General features: G+C 74.7%; 15 protein-coding genes. 6 read left to right on the top strand and 9 right to left on the bottom strand.

The features are described 5' to 3' along the window. The first annotated feature begins 7 nt into the window (after window positions 1–7). Window positions 8–667, top strand: a complete 660-nt coding sequence (locus AB0K34_RS26955) for an SDR family oxidoreductase (protein WP_364551637.1) — start codon at window positions 8–10, stop codon at window positions 665–667. On the opposite strand, the gene AB0K34_RS26960 is transcribed toward AB0K34_RS26955, so the two are convergent. After that, window positions 664–1146 (bottom strand): hypothetical protein, encoded by a 483-nt coding sequence (locus AB0K34_RS26960; RefSeq protein WP_364551638.1) that lies wholly within the window; start codon window positions 1144–1146, stop codon window positions 664–666. The two genes, AB0K34_RS26955 and AB0K34_RS26960, sit on opposite strands and share 4 nt — an antisense overlap. A gap of 256 nt (window positions 1147–1402) precedes the next feature. On the opposite strand from AB0K34_RS26960, the gene AB0K34_RS26965 reads away from it, so the two are divergent. Then, complete coding sequence (locus tag AB0K34_RS26965; protein ID WP_364551639.1) at window positions 1403–1687, top strand: antibiotic biosynthesis monooxygenase family protein; 285 nt, start codon at window positions 1403–1405, stop codon at window positions 1685–1687. Between the two features lie 67 nt (window positions 1688–1754). Here the strand turns inward: AB0K34_RS26965 and AB0K34_RS26970 are convergent, their stop codons facing one another. Next, window positions 1755–2153: a nuclear transport factor 2 family protein gene (locus AB0K34_RS26970; RefSeq protein WP_138641991.1), complete on the bottom strand. Its 399-nt coding sequence runs from the start codon at window positions 2151–2153 to the stop codon at window positions 1755–1757. A gap of 62 nt (window positions 2154–2215) precedes the next feature. Between AB0K34_RS26970 and AB0K34_RS26975 the strand changes: the two genes are divergently transcribed. After that, window positions 2216–2764, top strand: a complete 549-nt coding sequence (locus AB0K34_RS26975) for a TetR/AcrR family transcriptional regulator (RefSeq protein WP_364551641.1) — start codon at window positions 2216–2218, stop codon at window positions 2762–2764. Window positions 2765–2806: 42 nt separating this feature from the next. Here AB0K34_RS26975 and AB0K34_RS26980 read toward each other — a convergent pair whose 3' ends face one another. Both AB0K34_RS26980 and AB0K34_RS26985 read right to left on the bottom strand, forming a co-directional pair. Further along, complete coding sequence (locus AB0K34_RS26980; RefSeq protein ID WP_364551643.1) at window positions 2807–3115, bottom strand: hypothetical protein; 309 nt, start codon at window positions 3113–3115, stop codon at window positions 2807–2809. Window positions 3116–3223: 108 nt separating this feature from the next. Next, window positions 3224–3679, bottom strand: a complete 456-nt coding sequence (locus AB0K34_RS26985) for a pyridoxamine 5'-phosphate oxidase family protein (protein ID WP_138641423.1) — start codon at window positions 3677–3679, stop codon at window positions 3224–3226. A gap of 120 nt (window positions 3680–3799) precedes the next feature. Here AB0K34_RS26985 and AB0K34_RS26990 point away from each other — a divergent pair, with 120 nt between their 5' ends. Next, on the top strand, window positions 3800–6586 hold the full coding sequence (locus AB0K34_RS26990; protein WP_364551644.1) for a LuxR C-terminal-related transcriptional regulator: 2787 nt from the start codon (window positions 3800–3802) through the stop codon (window positions 6584–6586). A gap of 12 nt (window positions 6587–6598) precedes the next feature. Here the strand turns inward: AB0K34_RS26990 and AB0K34_RS26995 are convergent, their stop codons facing one another. Continuing rightward, complete coding sequence (locus tag AB0K34_RS26995) at window positions 6599–7045, bottom strand: DUF1801 domain-containing protein (RefSeq protein ID WP_364551647.1); 447 nt, start codon at window positions 7043–7045, stop codon at window positions 6599–6601. Window positions 7046–7301: 256 nt separating this feature from the next. Here AB0K34_RS26995 and AB0K34_RS27000 point away from each other — a divergent pair, with 256 nt between their 5' ends. Next, window positions 7302–8795 carry a CYTH and CHAD domain-containing protein gene (locus AB0K34_RS27000; RefSeq protein ID WP_364551648.1) on the top strand — a complete coding sequence of 498 codons (1494 nt, stop codon included), beginning with the start codon at window positions 7302–7304 and terminating at the stop codon, window positions 8793–8795. Here the strand turns inward: AB0K34_RS27000 and AB0K34_RS27005 are convergent. From AB0K34_RS27005 to AB0K34_RS27015, 3 genes are all read right to left on the bottom strand, one after another. Further along, window positions 8792–9670 (bottom strand): NUDIX hydrolase, encoded by an 879-nt coding sequence (locus tag AB0K34_RS27005; RefSeq protein WP_364551650.1) that lies wholly within the window; start codon window positions 9668–9670, stop codon window positions 8792–8794. The two genes, AB0K34_RS27000 and AB0K34_RS27005, sit on opposite strands and share 4 nt — an antisense overlap. Further along, the gene (locus AB0K34_RS27010) at window positions 9663–11747 is read right to left on the bottom strand and encodes an RNA degradosome polyphosphate kinase (RefSeq protein ID WP_138642091.1); all 2085 of its coding nucleotides are present in this window, start codon (window positions 11745–11747) and stop codon (window positions 9663–9665) included. The genes AB0K34_RS27005 and AB0K34_RS27010 overlap by 8 nt, the downstream gene beginning before the upstream one ends. A gap of 190 nt (window positions 11748–11937) precedes the next feature. Next, complete coding sequence (locus AB0K34_RS27015; protein WP_301176760.1) at window positions 11938–13431, bottom strand: pentapeptide repeat-containing protein; 1494 nt, start codon at window positions 13429–13431, stop codon at window positions 11938–11940. A gap of 221 nt (window positions 13432–13652) precedes the next feature. On the opposite strand from AB0K34_RS27015, the gene AB0K34_RS27020 reads away from it, so the two are divergent. Continuing rightward, on the top strand, window positions 13653–13907 hold the full coding sequence (locus AB0K34_RS27020) for a hypothetical protein (RefSeq protein ID WP_240808155.1): 255 nt from the start codon (window positions 13653–13655) through the stop codon (window positions 13905–13907). 68 nt (window positions 13908–13975) lie between these two features. On the opposite strand, the gene AB0K34_RS27025 is transcribed toward AB0K34_RS27020, so the two are convergent. Further along, a partial coding sequence (locus AB0K34_RS27025) for a CU044_5270 family protein (RefSeq protein ID WP_364551653.1) occupies window positions 13976–14965 on the bottom strand: 990 nt, incomplete at its 5' end.

Consider the following 14965-nt stretch of genomic DNA (forward strand, 5'->3'; position numbering starts at 1 on the left):
GTGTGCGGTGGGTAGGTCCTTCGTCGTGACCGGCGGTGGACGCGGTGTGGGCCGCGTGATCGTCGAGCGGCTGCTCCGGGACGGGGGCAGGGTCGTGGTGATCGAGCTCGACGCGGCGGCGGTCGCGTGGGCGGACGGCGTCCCGGGCGTCGCCGCGGTCGTCGGGAGCGCCGCCGACGAGAGCGTCGCGGTGCGGGCCGCCGACCTGGCGCAGGAGGCGGGGACGCTCGCCGGGTGGGTCAACAACGCGGCCGTCTTCCGCGACGTCTCGTCCCATCAGGCGCGGCGTCCCGTGCGGGGGTCGCTTCCCTACGCGACGGCGAAGGCGGCGGTCGAGGGGCTCACCCGGGCCCTCGCCGTCGACTACGGCCCGTACGGCATCCGAGCGAACGCCGTCGCGCTGGGCTCCATCACCACCGAGCGGTACGAGCACTTCCTGGCGGAGCAGGCGCCCGAGGATGCCGCACGGATCGAGGGTGAGATGCGGCTGCTCCACCCGGTCGGCCGTGTGGGACGCCCGGACGAGGTGGCCGCCGCCGTCGCGTACCTGCTCTCGGACGAGGCGAGCTTCGTCAACGGCGCCGTCCTCCCGGTGGACGGCGGGCGCCACGCGGTGGGCCGCGACCCCGAGGAGGCCCCTGCCGACCCGGACGATCGCGCGCCCTAACCTCCCGACTTCGCGGCGGCGACGGCGTCGCGCAAGGCGGTGAGGAAGTCCTTGCCGTCGGCGTCGTCGCCCAGGGCGAGGTGGAACGAGGCCGCTTCCGGCATGCCCGACCACGGCCCGGTGGCGCTGATCCCCGTGTCCGGGACGAGCGGCGGGAGCGCGTCGAGGACGACGTCCCCCAGCCAGATCGACCGGACGTGGACGCCCCGGCGCTTCCCGGCCACGGCCACCACGAGGTAGGTGGGCAGGAGCAGCGCGACCGTCGTGTGCTCGCCGTCGGGGTCGCCCGACCCCGTGAGCCTCGCCAGCGGCCCCGGCCGCCTCAGCCGGACGCTGCGGGTGACGCAGCACCACCGGGCGGTGCCGAGCGCGTTCCCGAGCAGGTGCTCCTGGGCGTGCGCGGCGATCGCCGCCCGCACCTCCGGATCGAGCGCCCCCGGCTCGGACCGCCTGCTGGAACGCTCGTACAGACGCTTCATTTCCCCCCACCTCCGGAAAACCCGCTGTGAGCGTACGGCGGGAGAAGTCGCCGGAAAGTGCCCCCGCCCGACAGCGGTCATAGCATTGCAAAAACGGCGATGTGGCGCCATCGCCACTGGTCGGGGAAATAAGCGTGAATTTCTGTATCCGGACGGGCGGTTGCCGCCGGAGCGGGGGCTGCTCCGCGGCGGATCTGTCGGTGGCGTTCGGCACACTGGCCTGGTCGGCGGTACGGACGGCCCAGGGAGGTCGAGCGTGGTCATCATCTCGGGGAAGCTTTATGTGGACGCCGAGGCCAGGGACGCCTATCTGGAGGGGTGCCGGGAGGTCGTCGAACTGGCGAGAAAAGCGACGGGCTGCCTTGATTTCGCCATTTCGGCCGATCTCCTGGAGCCCGGCCGGATCAACGTGTACGAGCGCTGGGAAAGCGGCGAGGCCGTCGAGCGGTTCCGCGGGACGGGCCCGTCGTCGGAGCAGCAGGCGGAGATCCGCGACGCCGAGGTGAGCCGGTACCTGATCTCCGGGGTCGAGGCCCCCTAGCGCCAGGGGCGGAGTCGACGCCTTCCCAGCGGCCAGGAGGTCGGAAGGCCAGGGGCGGAAGGCCAGGTCAGGAGGCCAGGGCCTCGTGCCATCGGGCCGTGTCGGTGTACTGGTGGAGCCAGGAGATCCGGCCGTCGGTGACGCGCCACAGGTGGACGAACTCCGCCTCGTAGCGGCGCTCGGTGGAGCGCGCGGTGCCCCGGTAGTGACCGGTCACCACCACGAGCCCGTCGCCGGTCTCGTGCCAGGTCTCGGCGTAGGGCGCCGTGTCGTACTCGGCGAAGACGGCGCCCCAGACGCGGGTGAGCGTCTCCTCGGGGCCGTGGAAGGCGCCGCCCGCGCCGAACGGCAGGCCGGGCGCGGTGCGGGCCTCGAACTCCGGGTGCAGCAGCGCGAGGATCGCGGCGGCGTCCCGCGCCTGCGTGGCGGTGTAGAACCCGGCGACGAGATCGGCGTCGGCGGTCATGGGCACCTCTTTTAGAGACGGTGTTCTAGAATGTATCCACTACTAGCATGGAGGGCGCCGCCATGGGAAGACCGGCCAAGTTCGGTGAGGACCGGATCCTCGACGCCGCGCTCGCGGTGCTCGCCGAGGACGGGCCCGGCGCGGCCACCATCGGCGCCATCGCGGCGCGGCTCGGCGCCCCGTCCGGCTCGATCTACCACCGGTTCGGGTCCCGCGACCTGCTGCTCGCCACCCTCTGGGCGCGCTGTGCGCGCCGCTTCCAGGAGGGGTTCGCCGCGGCCCTGGCGGCGGACGACGCCGAGGCGGCGGCGCTCCACACGCCCCGCTGGTGCCGCGCGCATCCGGACGAGGCGGCCGTCCTGCTGCTCTACCGGCGGCAGGACCTGGTGGCCGAATGGCCCGAGAGGTTCGCCGCGCTGAACGAGGAGAGCGCCGCCGCGCTCGACTCCTTCGCCGAGCGGCATCCGGGCCTGGAGCGCGAGCGGCTGGTCTTCGCCACGGTCGACGTCCCCTACGGCGCCGTCCGCCGCCACCTGCTGGCCCGCCGCCCGCCCCCGCCCGAGGTCGACGCCCTGATCGTCACGGCCTGCCGCGCCGTCCTGTCGTCCTGACGGAGGCGCGGCGGCCGGTTCCGGGCGTCGGTGCCGCCCGCGTCACCGCAGGTCGAACTTGACCTTCTCGCCCTCGATCGAGGTCACCGTGATCGTCACCGGGCCCACCTGGGCGCGCTGCCCGGTGGCGATGGTGGCGGGCGCGGAGCCGTCCGCCGAGACCGTGACGCCCCGGCCGGAGATCTGCGAGACGGTGACGTCGACGTCGTTGACCTCCACGGTCTGCCCGGCGCCGGTCACGGTCACGTGGCACTTGCCGTTGACGCAGCTGTGCGAGTTGGACTGGCATCCGCCGAGCACCAGGACGCCCCCGGCCGCGAGAGCGGCGAGGACCGGAACTGCGCGCTTCACATAAACCCCCATGTCAGGCGATATCGGAGGTATTGATGCGCGTTCCGGCCGTCAGGTTCCCCCGGCCGAAGGCTGAAACCGGCCACCCCGACCGGCCGAGCGGGGAGGTCAGGGCAGCCAGCGGCCGTCGCGCATGAGGTCGCGGCCGGGGAGTTCGTTCACCTCGCGCCACGCCTGGACGCGGCGCGGCGTGATCCGGAACCAGCGGTAGGCGCCGGCCGCCTCGCGCGGGTCGAAGCCGGCCTGCGCGGCGAACCGGTCGGCCCGCTCCGCCGGCAGCGCGTCCAGGTCGAGCACCTCCACCGTGCCGTCGATCACGGACACGTCGCGGGTGCCGCCGAGGGCGAGCCGGACGGTCCGGCCGACGGCGAGGTTGCGGCCGGTGGGGCTGTCCGCCGGGGTGGCCGCGAGCAGCGCCTCGCCGTCCCAGTCGAAGGACAGCGGCACCAGGTGGGGGACGCCGTCCGGCGAGGCCGTCGCCACCCAGACGTCCACGTCGTGGGAGAGCCGGTGCTCGGTGTCGCGGCGGCGCTCGGCGCGCGAGCGCGGGGCGGGGAGGGTCATGGTCGCTCCTCGGATCGCGGGTGGTGGCCGGCCGGCGGACCGGCGTGGTCCCAGGCTCTCCCGCCCGGCGGGCGGGACGCCTCCGTGCCGAGCACGGAACCCGCCACGGATAATGGGCCGGTGACGACGATCTCCGCCCGGGAGGCCGAGGTGCTCGCCCTGGTCGGGGCGCATCTGAGCAATGCCGAGATCGCCGCGCGGCTGGTGCTGTCGGTCCGCACCGTCGAGTCGCACGTGTCCTCGCTGCTGCGCAAGCTGGCGCTGCCGGACCGGCGGGCCCTCGCCCGGCACGCCGCCGAGGTCGACCGCGCCGAGCGGTCGCGGTCGGCGCCCGCGCTGCCCGCGCCGCTGACGGCCTTCATCGGACGGGTCCGCGAGCGCCGGGAGCTGGCGGCGGCGGTGCGGGGCAGTCGGCTGGTGACCGTGGCCGGGCCCGGCGGGGTCGGCAAGACACGGCTCGCGCTCGCGGCGGCGGAGGACCTGGCGGGCGACTTCGCCGACGGGGTGTGGTTCGCGGACCTGGTGCCCGTCACCGAGCCGGGACGGGTGGGCGCGGCGGTCGCGGCGGCGGCGGGCGTCGGGGAGCAGCCCGGACGCGGCATCGACGACGCGGTCGCGGCGGCGCTGGCCGACCGCCGCGCGCTGCTGGTGCTCGACAACTGCGAGCACGTGCGGGACGGGGTGGCGCCGTTCGTGGAGCGGCTGCTCGCCGCCTGCCCGGAGCTGCGCGTGCTGGTGACGAGCCGGGCCCGGCTGATGGTCCCGTTCGAGCACGTCGTGGCCGTCCCGCCGCTGTCGCGGGACGGGGGCGACGAGTCCGAGGCGGTGGCGCTGTTCCTGGACCGGGCGGCGGTCGCGGCCCTGCCGCCGGACCCGGCGGCGCGCGAGCAGGCCGTGGCCGTCTGCGAGGGGCTCGGCGGCATGGCGCTGGCGATCGAGCTGGCGGCGGCGCGCTGGTCCACGCTCGGGCTGGACGGCCTCATGACGGGCCTCTCCGATCAGCTGCGCATCCTCACCGGCGGGTCCCGCGCCGACGACCGGCACCGGTCGGTGCGGGCGGTGCTCGACTGGAGCCACGACCTGCTGGAGCCGGGGGAGCAGGCGCTGCTCCGCCGCATCTCCGTGTTCGTCGCGCCGTTCACCGCAGGTGACGCCGCCGAGGTCGCCGGGTTCGCCCCACTGGACCCGGCGGCGGTCGTGGACGGGCTCGGAGCGCTCGCCGAGCAGAGCCTGCTCTCGGTGGCGCCGTCCCCGTCCGGCACCCGGTACCACGCGCTGGAGACGATCCGCCAGTACGGGACGGAACGGCTCGCCGAAGCGGGCGAGCTCGCGGACGTCCGGGCCCGGCATCTGCGCTGGTGCCTGGCCAACGCGTCCGCCCTGCGGGAGACCGGCGGCGCGGACTGGCGCGCCCGGTTCGACGACGCGGCCGAGGACATGCGGGCCGCGCTCACCTGGGCCGCCGACCTGCCGGAGCGGCGCCCGGACGCCTACCGGCTCGCCCTGCCCATGGCCGAGCTGGCCTTCGCCCGCAACCTGCTCGGCGAGGCGCAGCAGCGGTTCGAGCAGGCGGCGGGGCTCGCCGCCGACGGTGCCGAGGCCGCTGCGGCGCTGCGGCACGCCGCCGCCGTGGCCGGGTGCCGCAGCCTCGACGGCGAGATGTACCGGCTGCACCGCGCCGCCGCCGAGGCCGCCCGCCGCGCGGGCGACACCGCCGCCGCCGGGCGCGACCTGGCCGCCGCCGCGACCGTCGCGTACCGCTTCTCCAGCTCGTTCGAGCGCATCCCGCCCGCCGCGGAGGTGGCGGGGATCCTCGCGGAGGCGCGGAAGCTGGCCGGTGACTCACCGGCCGCCGAGGCGGCGGTCGCGCTGGCGGAGGCGGCGGTGGAGGCGGACGCGTTCGGGGCCGTCCAGGGCGACCCGGAGAACCCGGCGGCGGAGACGGTCCGGCGGGCCGGGCGGGCGGTGGAGCTGGCGCGGCGCGCGGGCGACCCGGTGGCCGAGTCCGCCGCGCTGGACGCGCTCTCCGGCGCGCAGAGCTGGGCCGGCGACCCGTTCGCGGCGGCGGCCGCCGCACGCCGCCGGATCGCCCTGCTGTCCGCCGAGCCGGACGGCCCGGCGGGCACCCACGAGCTGATGGACGCCCTCGCCATGGCCGCCGGGACCGCCGTCGGCGTGGGGCGGCTGCCGGAGGCCCGCCGCTGGGGCGGGCGGCTCGCCGACCACCCGCTGCTGGTGGAGGCGGGGCACCACGCCACGTCCTGGCTGCTCGTCGCGGACGCGTTCAGCGGCCTGGCGGGCGAGCTGCTCCCGGTCAGCGCCCGGTTCCTCGACTCGTGGGAGCGGAACGGCCTGCGGTCGCGGTCCCTCGCGCCCGCCGCCGCGTCGGTCGCGATGGTCCACGGCCTGCGCGGCGACCGGGACGCCCGCGCGTCCTGGCTCGCGATCGCCGCGGACGCCGGGCCCGAGGGGGACAACCGCCTGGGCTACGGCGCGGTCTTCGACACCATGGTCCTGCTCCACAACGGCGACGCGGACGCGGCGCTGGAACGGGTCGCCCCTGAGCCCGACCAGGTGTGGAAGTGGGTGTGCTGGGTCTGGCTGCACTGGTACACGGCGCTGCGGGTGGAGGCGGCGGTGCTCGCCGGGCACCCCGAGGCCCGCGACCGGATCGCCGCCGCCCGGACGGTCGTCACCGGCAACCCGGTCGCCTCCGCCCAGGTGGACCGGGCGGAGGCGCTGCTCGACGGCGACCTCCCGCGCCAGCTCGCCGCGGCGGAGGCGTTCGAGGCGGCCGGGTGCCCGTACCAGGCGGCGCGCACGCTGCTCCTCGCCGGCGGCGACCACACCGCCGCCGGAGAGGCCGCGCTCGCCGGCCTCGGGCTCGCCCCGGCGGCCGTCCGGTAGGGGCGGACGCGTTCAGCCCATCGCCCGCTTCACGAGGGCGGCGATGCGCTCCTCCACCTCGGGCGTCACCTCGGTCAGCGCGAACGCGGTCGCCCACATCGGGCCGTCGTCGAGCTTCGCCGGGTCGTTGAAGCCGAGCGTGGCGTAGCGCGTCTTGAACTTCGCCGCAGGCTGGAAGAAGCAGACGTTCTTCCCGTCCAGCGCGTAGGCGGGCATCCCGTACCAGAGCTTCGGTGCGAGGGAGGGCGCGGTGGACGTGATGACGGCGTGGACGCGCTCGGCCATGGCCCGGTCCGCGTCCCCCATCTCGGCGATCTTCGCGAGGACGTCCCGCTCGGCCTCCGCGGCCTTGTCCGCGCGCGAGGCGCGCCGCGCCGCCTTCTTCTGCTCCTCCGCGTGGTCCTTCATCGCGGCCCGCTCCTCGGCGGTGAACCCCTCGTACGTGCCGTTCGCGGCCATGATCACTCCCGTTGTCCGTGGTTCGCGACCGTCCCGAACCGGGCCGGTCGCCGTGGTCACGAGCATCGCCGGACGGCGGTACGGGCGGCATCCGTGCCGAGTACGGAATCCACCACGGACGGCCCGTCCGCAACCGGACACGGAGAGCCGGACGTCCAGGCCGGGCAAAGCCTTCCCCTGCTGTTCACCTGGGCGTGGAATGCTGGTCATCTGGGTGTGCGTGCCGATTTGTCGAGCATCGTTGAGGGAGCAGCCCGTGGCCGACAGGCATCTCGAAATCGAGCAGAAGTACGATGCCGCCGCCGACTTCGTCCTGCCGGACCTGTCCGGGCTGCCGGGGGTGGCGGCGCTCGCGGAGCCGGAGGTCCACGAGCTGCACGCCACCTACTTCGACACCGCCGACCTGCGGCTCGCCGCCAACAAGATCACGCTGCGGCGGCGGCGCGGCGGCCCGGACGCGGGCTGGCACCTGAAGATGCCCGCCGGGCCGGACAGCAAGCAGGAGCTGCGCGCGCCGCTCGGCCGCCCGCTGGCCGTCCCGGCGCGGCTCGCCGGGCTGGTCGCGGTGCACACGCGCGGCGCGGAGCTGCGCCCGGTCGCGACGCTGGAGACGCGGCGGACGGTCGTCCGGCTGCTCGGCGCGGACGGGGCCGAGCTGGCGGAGGTCGCCGACGACCTCGTGACCGGCCGGGGCGGCGCGGACGCCGAGCCCGAGCGGTGGCGCGAGATCGAGGTCGAGCTCGGCACCGGCGGCCCCGACCTGCTGAAGGCCGCCGGGAAGCGGCTCCGCAAGGGCGGTGCGAAGCGGGCCAAGTCGTCGTCCAAACTCGGTCGGCTGCTCGGCGCCGCCGTCGTCCCGTCGGAGCCGGCGGCGGCGCGGTCCGCGGCCCGGTCGCGGATCGCGGCGGCCACCTGCAACGGCAAGGCGCCGGCGATCACGACCGGCGAGGTCGTGCTGGCCTACCTCGCCGAGCAGGTCGAGACGATCGTGACCGTCGACCCGAAGGCGCGGCTGGGCGAGGACGACGCCGTCCACAAGATGCGGGTCGCCGTCCGCCGGACGCGCAGCGCGCTGCGCAGCTACCGCCCCGTCCTCGACCCGGAGCGGACGGTGCCGCTCGGCCCTGAGCTGCGCTGGCTCGCCCAGGTCCTCGGCGAGGTCCGCGACCTGGAGGTGCTGCGCATGCGCTTCGAGGGCGCGCCCGACTTCCTGCTGGACGACCTGGAGCGGCGGGAGCGCTCGGCGTACCGGCGGATGAACACCGTGCTGAAGGAGCCGAGGTACTTCGCGCTGCTCGACGACCTGGACCGCCTGGTCGCCGACCCGCCGCTCGGCGCGGCGGCGGCCCGCAAGGCGCGCAAGGAGCTGCCCGGCCTCGTCACGCGGGCCTGGGACCGGATGGCCAAGGAGTACGCGTCGATCCGGACGTCCGCCGACCCGGAGACCGCGCGCCACGAGACCCGCAAGGAGGCCAAGCGCGCCAGGTACGCGGCGGAGCTGGCCGTCCCGGTGCTGGGGATCGCGGCGAAGCGGGTGGTCAAGGACGCCAAGCGGCTGCAGGAGGTCCTCGGCGGCTACCAGGACGGCGTCATCGCCATGGAGCACCTCGCCGCCGCCGCGAAGCGGACGAAGAACCCGGCGGAGGCGTTCACGCTCGGCGTCCTGTACGGCAAGGAGCAGGTCGAGGCGGAGAGCGCCCGCGATCGCCTGGCCACGACCTGGTCGCAGACGCTCGGCCCGTCGTTCTAAGAGTCCCCGGCGCTGTGGCGCTCCAGTGACGCCAGCGAGCCCTCCGCGAGGTGCGCGACCCAGAACTCGCCCTTGCGGAGGCTCGGGTCCTCCGGGACGTTCTCCCCCATTTCCTTGCACAGCCCGGTGACGAGCGCGGAGACGATCTCCCCGTGCGTGCACACGACCGCGCCGGTGCCGGCCAGGGAGAGCAGCCGGTCCACGGCCTCCTCCGGGCCGGTGTCGCCGATGGTGAACGCCGCGTCCGTGGAGATGGGCGCCCGCGTAGCGCGCGCGTAGGGCAGGACGGTCTCCAGGCAGCGCGCCGTCGCCGAACTGACCACCCGCATCGGCCCGTAGGCGTTCAGGAGCCCGGCCAGTGCGGCGGCCTCCTGCCGCCCGGAGGCGTCCAGCGGGCGCAGTTCGTCGGCCTCCCGCCACTCCCGCTTCTCCCCGGCGGACGCGTGCCGCAAGATCACCAGCGGCGCCGTGCGCGCCGGGCCACGCAGGAACTCGTGCAGCAGGTCGGTGTCGTGCCGGTAGCTGAGCCTGGCGTCCGCCTCGGCGGCGGGCAGCCAGACCAGCTCGTCCACCTCGTGGTTCGCGGTGAACGCGCTCTCGGCGACGGGCCGCGCCGCCCAGTAGTCGACCTGCTTCGTCCGGTCCCCGATCGGGTAGGCGACGGTCGGGAGCCGGTGGCCGAGGCGGGCGGTGATGCCGGTCTCCTCCTCGATCTCGCGGACGGCGGCGCGCAGCACGTGCTCGCCCGGGTCGACCTTGCCCTTCGGGAACGACCAGTCGTCGTAGCGGGGCCGGTGGATCACCGCGAACTCCGGCTCCCCGCCCGGCCCGTCCCGCCACAGCACCGCCCCGGCGGCGTGGATGACCTCAGCCATCGACCGTCCTCCACCGGCGGCTCTTGACCAGGTGGGTCTGGATGTCCAGGAGCGTCTCGCCGGGCCGGGCCCGGCCGCGCGTCCAGGTGCCGTCGCCGTCCAGCGCCCACGCGTGGGTGCCGGGCTCCATGGCGCGGTCGAGCAGGGCGAGCAGGTCGTCGCGCTGCGCCCGGTCGGTGACGGTGACGAGCGCCTCGACGCGGCGGTCCAGGTTGCGGTGCATGAGGTCGGCGCTGCCGATCCACACCTCGGGCTCCCCGCCGTTCTCGAACGCGAACACGCGGGAGTGCTCCAGGAACCGGCCGAGCACGCTGCGCACCCGGATCATGTCCGACAGGCCGGGCACGCCGGGACGCAGCGCGCAGATCCCGCGCACCCAGACGTCCACCGGCACCCCGGCCCGCGACGCCCGGTACAGCGCGTCGATGATCACCTCGTCCACCAGCGAGTTGCACTTGATCCGGACCCGGGCGGGGTGCCCGGCCCGGCGGTTGTCGATCTCGTGCTCGATCCGCTGGACCAGCCCCGACCGCAGGCTGTTCGGCGCGACGAGCAGCCGGTGGTAGGAGCTCTGCCGCGAGTAGCCGGTCAGGTGGTTGAACAGGGCGCTGACGTCCTCACCGACCTCGGGGTCGGCGGTGAGCAGCCCGAAGTCCTCGTAGAGGCGGGCGGTCTTCGGGTGGTAGTTGCCGGTGCCGATGTGGCAGTAGCGGCGCAGCTGGCCCTCGTCGTCCTGCCGCACGATCAGCGCGAGCTTGCAGTGCGTCTTCAGCCCGACGAACCCGTACACGACATGGCAGCCGGCCGTCTCCAGCTTGCGCGCCCACGCGATGTTGGCGCGCTCGTCGAACCGGGCCTTCAGCTCGACGACGACCACGACCTGCTTGCCCGCCTCGGCGGCGCTCATCAGCGCGTCCACGATCGGGGAGTCGCCGCTCGTCCGGTACAGCGTCTGCTTGATCGCGAGGACGCGCGGGTCGGCCGCCGCGTCCTCGATCAGCCGCTGGACGGTCGTGGTGAACGAGTCGTAGGGGTGGTGGACGAGCACGTCCCGCTCACGGATGGCGCCGAAGATGCTCGCGTCCTCCGGCAGCGCCTCCTTCGACGGGACGAAAGGGGGGTACTTCAGCTCCGGGCGGTCGAGGTCGGCGATGGCCGCGAGGCCGCCGAGGTCGAGCGGCCCGCCGACGCGGTAGATTTGGCCCTCGTCCACCGCCAGCTCGGAGGTGAGCAGCTCCAGCACGCCCGCGGAGATCGACTCCTCCACCTCCAGCCGCACGACCGGGCCGAACCGGCGGCGCAGCAGCTCGCGCTCCAGCGCCTGCAGGAGGCCCTCGCTGATGTCGTCGTCGATCTCCAGGTCCTGGTTGCGGGTGACGCGGAACGCGTGGTGCTCGACGACCTCCATCCCGACGAACAGCTGCCCGAGGTGCGCGGCGATCACGTCCTCCAGCGGCGTGAACCGGTCCGGGGACGCCTCGATGAAGCGCGGCAGCAGCGGCGGCACCTTGACCCGGGCGAACATCGTCGCGTCGGTCTCCGGATCGCGGACGATCACCGCGAGGTTCAGCGACAGGCCCGAGATGTAGGGGAAGGGGTGCGCGGAGTCGACCACCAGCGGGGTGAGCACCGGGTAGATCCGGTCGCGGAACAGCCGGCGCAGCCGCTCCTGCTCGGTCTCGGCCAGCTCGTCCCAGCGCAGGATGTCGATGCCCTCGTCGCCGAGCGCGGGGCGGATCCCGTCCCGGAAGCTGGCCGCGTGCCGGCGCATCAGCTCGTGCGCGACCTCGCCGGTGCGCTCCAGCACCTCGCGGGGCTGCCGGCCGCTCGCGGACTGGACGGCGAGCCCGGTCGCCATCCGGCGGGCGAGGCCGGCGACCCGCACCATGAAGAACTCGTCCAGGTTGCTGGCGAAGATCGCCAGGAAGCGGACGCGCTCCAGCAGCGGCAGGGCCGGATCCTCGGCGAGCTCCAGGACGCGCTGGTTGAATCTCAGCCAGCTCTCCTCCCGGTCGAGGAAGCGGTCGTCCGGCAGCGCTTCGTCCGGTGGGGGGAGCTGTCCTGGATAGACGGTCATACCGTGATCTTTCCCGACCAAGATGAACGACAGTCGAACTCGGGGATGTCACCGAAGTATCAGACACTCCGATCATGCCCGCGGTTCCCCCTGATCACACGGTATTTCCGCATGTCTTGCCCACTTTTCCGGCAGCCGTCCGACCGGCCGCGGCCGGTCGGTTGCCGCAGCCGGTCAGACGCTCCCAGGGTCAAGTGCCGTGGCCGTTCGAGTGCGCGCTGTGGGCGGTCTCCGCGCGGCCGTCGTGGTACAGGACGGACGCGCCGAAGCACAGCAGCGCCACGATCACCGCGAGCCAGGCGACGACGCGGCCCGCCCGGAGCCCGTAGCCGCAGGTGATCCAGAGCAGGTGCAGCCCCCAGCGGCGCAGCGGGTCGCGCTCGCCGCGCCGCCGCATCTCCAGCGCCCCGTACCGGAAGTCCCGGGCCAGCCGGCCCCGGTCGGCGGCGGCGCTGGCGCGGGCCAGCTCCAGGTACAGCGTCCGCAGCCGGTCGTCGTCGGCGGCGGTGCCGGCGGAGCCGAGCGCGAGGTCCTCGGCGAGCACCGCCCGCCCGCCGTGCGCGGCGCGCCCGTGCGGGTGCCAGGGCAGGTGCGGGCGGTGGTGCGGGACGGTCGCGAACGCGCAGTCGCCCGCGAGCGCCAGCGTGTCCGGGTGCCGCAGCCCGAGGAACCCGCAGCCGCTCAGGTCGACGCCGGCGAGGCGCAGCCGGGCCGCGTCCACCCGGCGCAGCGAGACGACCCGGACCGCCGCCGGGCCCGCCGAAGGCGGCTCCGCGAGCCCCTGGATCGGATGGGCCAGCGCCTCGACGCCCGCCGGGCCCTCGAACACCGCGTCCTCCAGGTCGAGTTCGGCGTGCCGCAGCCGGAACCCCGCCTCCCCGTGCACGGTGACGCCGCGCGCCGTGACCTGCCGGGCCGCCGCGTGGACCCGCAGCCGGCCGTGCACGGTCGCGTCCGACAGCGCGATCCGGCCGGCGGCGGTGAGCGGGCCGAGCCAGACGCCCTGCCGGAACCGGGTCCGCTCGAAGCGGGCGTGCCGCGACACCTGGACCCGCTTGAACGAGACGGGGCCGCCGAAGCAGGCCGCCTGCATCGCCGCGTCCCGGCCGAACAGCGCGCGGTCGAAGCAGGCCGCGCCCATGAACACCGCCCGCCGGAACGAGGCGTCGGCGTGCCAGCGCGCCTCCCCGAACACGGCGTCGCAGGTGAACACGGCCTCCTCGAACGAGGCGTACCGGTGGAAGCGCGCCGCGTGGAAGGAGGCGTTGCGGCCGAACCGCGCGCCCCGGAACGAGACGTTGCCGAAGAACCGCGCGTCGTAGAACGAGACGCCGCCGAGGAAGCAGGCGCCGTCGAACGAGCTGTCGCCCTCCACGCAGGCGCCGCGCAGCACCGCGTCGGACGGGAGCACGGCGCCGTCGAAGCGGGTCCGGCCGAGGTGGGGGCGGCCGTCCGGGCCGGTGACGGCGTCCAGCACGGCGTCGAGGAGCCACGCGGGGACGGTCACGCCGCGCAGGTCCAGGTCGGCGCCCGGCCGCAGCGTGCCCATGAACTCCTCGAACTCGCGGGGCCGCAGGTGGGCGGCGCACCCGCCGCGCGGGCCGGCGGCCCGCCCGCTGCACCCGTGGACCGCCGAGCAGCGCGGCCAGAACACCGCCGTCGAGGAAGGCTCATGTGATGTCACGGTCTCGTTGTACCCACGCCGCCGCGCGGAGTGCAGGTCTCCCGGTGGCCAGGTAGGTGCAACCCCGCCGCCACCCCCGGCCCCGCCCCGGATTAAAAGAGGGGGTTGTTTTGTCAGACCCTCGCGTAATGATTTCTGTTATGAGCAGAGACACCCATCCGGGGGTGCAGTGCCCGCACTGCCAATCGCATCTCGCGCTCGTCCCCGTGCTTGGAAAACCCGTGCCCGGAAACTCCGCAACCGCACCCGCCACGATCCCCGCCGCCGTCCCCGCCCTGCCGATCGTCGCGAAGGAGGAATGGCAGCCGCCGCCCGTCGCCGAGGTGCTCGCCGTTTACGCCGGACGCGCCAAGGACACCAGGACCGCGACGCGCGGCGCCGCCAAGGTGAGGGAAAGCCTCAACCGCGCGAAGGCCGCCGCCGCGCAGCGCCGGGCCGCGCAGAGAACGGCCCGGCACACCCCCAAAAGCGCCTGATCACATCTCGGCCGCAAACGCCGGGAAGGGACGGCACCGTGATCGGCACCGTCCCTTCCGGGAACGGGTCAGCGCGGGTGGGAGTCGGTCCATTCCGCGGTGACCGTGACGGTGGAGTCCACCGTCCGCCCCGCCGGGATCCGCGTTCCCGCCGCGGGCTCCAGCACGATGTTCTGGCTGGCCAGTGCGGTACCGGTGGCCAGATCAATGATCATTTGACGGCGGATCACACCGCGGTCCGTCCGCTCGTCCACCGCGATGGCGTTTCCCGTCCGCCCCTCCGGGTCGGTGGCCTTCCCGACCGACTTCACCGCGGGGAGCGCGGCCAGCATCCGGAACCCGGCCGCCCGCACCTCCGGCTTCACCGGCATGTCCATCACCAGGCCGCGCGCCACCTCGTAGAGCCACTGGTCCGCCGGCATCCGCTCGTTCGACTCGGTGCCGTGGCCCTTGTACCAGCGCATCAGCTCGGCCTTGAGCCGTGCCGGGTCGGACGGCAGCGACCGCAGGTCCTTCATGGTCACGTTCCGCCCCAGCCAGAACACCTTGTCGCCGTCGACGAGCGGCGCGCTCTGCACCTCGGCGCGGCCGGGCGCGCCCTTCGCCGTGAACGCCTTCAGGCGGCCCTGGCCGGGCTTGACGTTCGGGGCAGGCGGAACCTCGATCCGGAACGCCGACGGCGATCCGGCGCGCTGCCACGCCGCCACGTCCGTGGGCGTGGCGGGCTTGGCGCCGAGGTTCTGCTGGAGCGTCCACGACCGGACGCCCGGCTTGCTCGGCGTCCACGTCTCCGCCTTGTCGCGGACGACGACGCCGTAGCGGTCCGCGCCCGTCCCGACCAGGTACAGGTGGGACGAGACCGTCACCTGGTGCCAGTACGCCCCGGTCGTCTCGTGCTGCCCGCCGGCCTTCTCCGCCGCCGCGAGCAGCACGGTCTTCGCGTCGAGCGCCGGGACCGCCGCGGTCCCGTTCCCGCCGGGCCCGGGGGCGACCCCGCCGGCCGGGTCGCCGCCGGTCGTGACGACGGCCGCCGCGACGCCGAGCAGCGACATGACGTT

The organism is Actinomadura sp. NPDC049382 (assembly GCF_040677125.1).
GTDB lineage: Bacteria > Actinomycetota > Actinomycetes > Streptosporangiales > Streptosporangiaceae > Spirillospora > Spirillospora geliboluensis.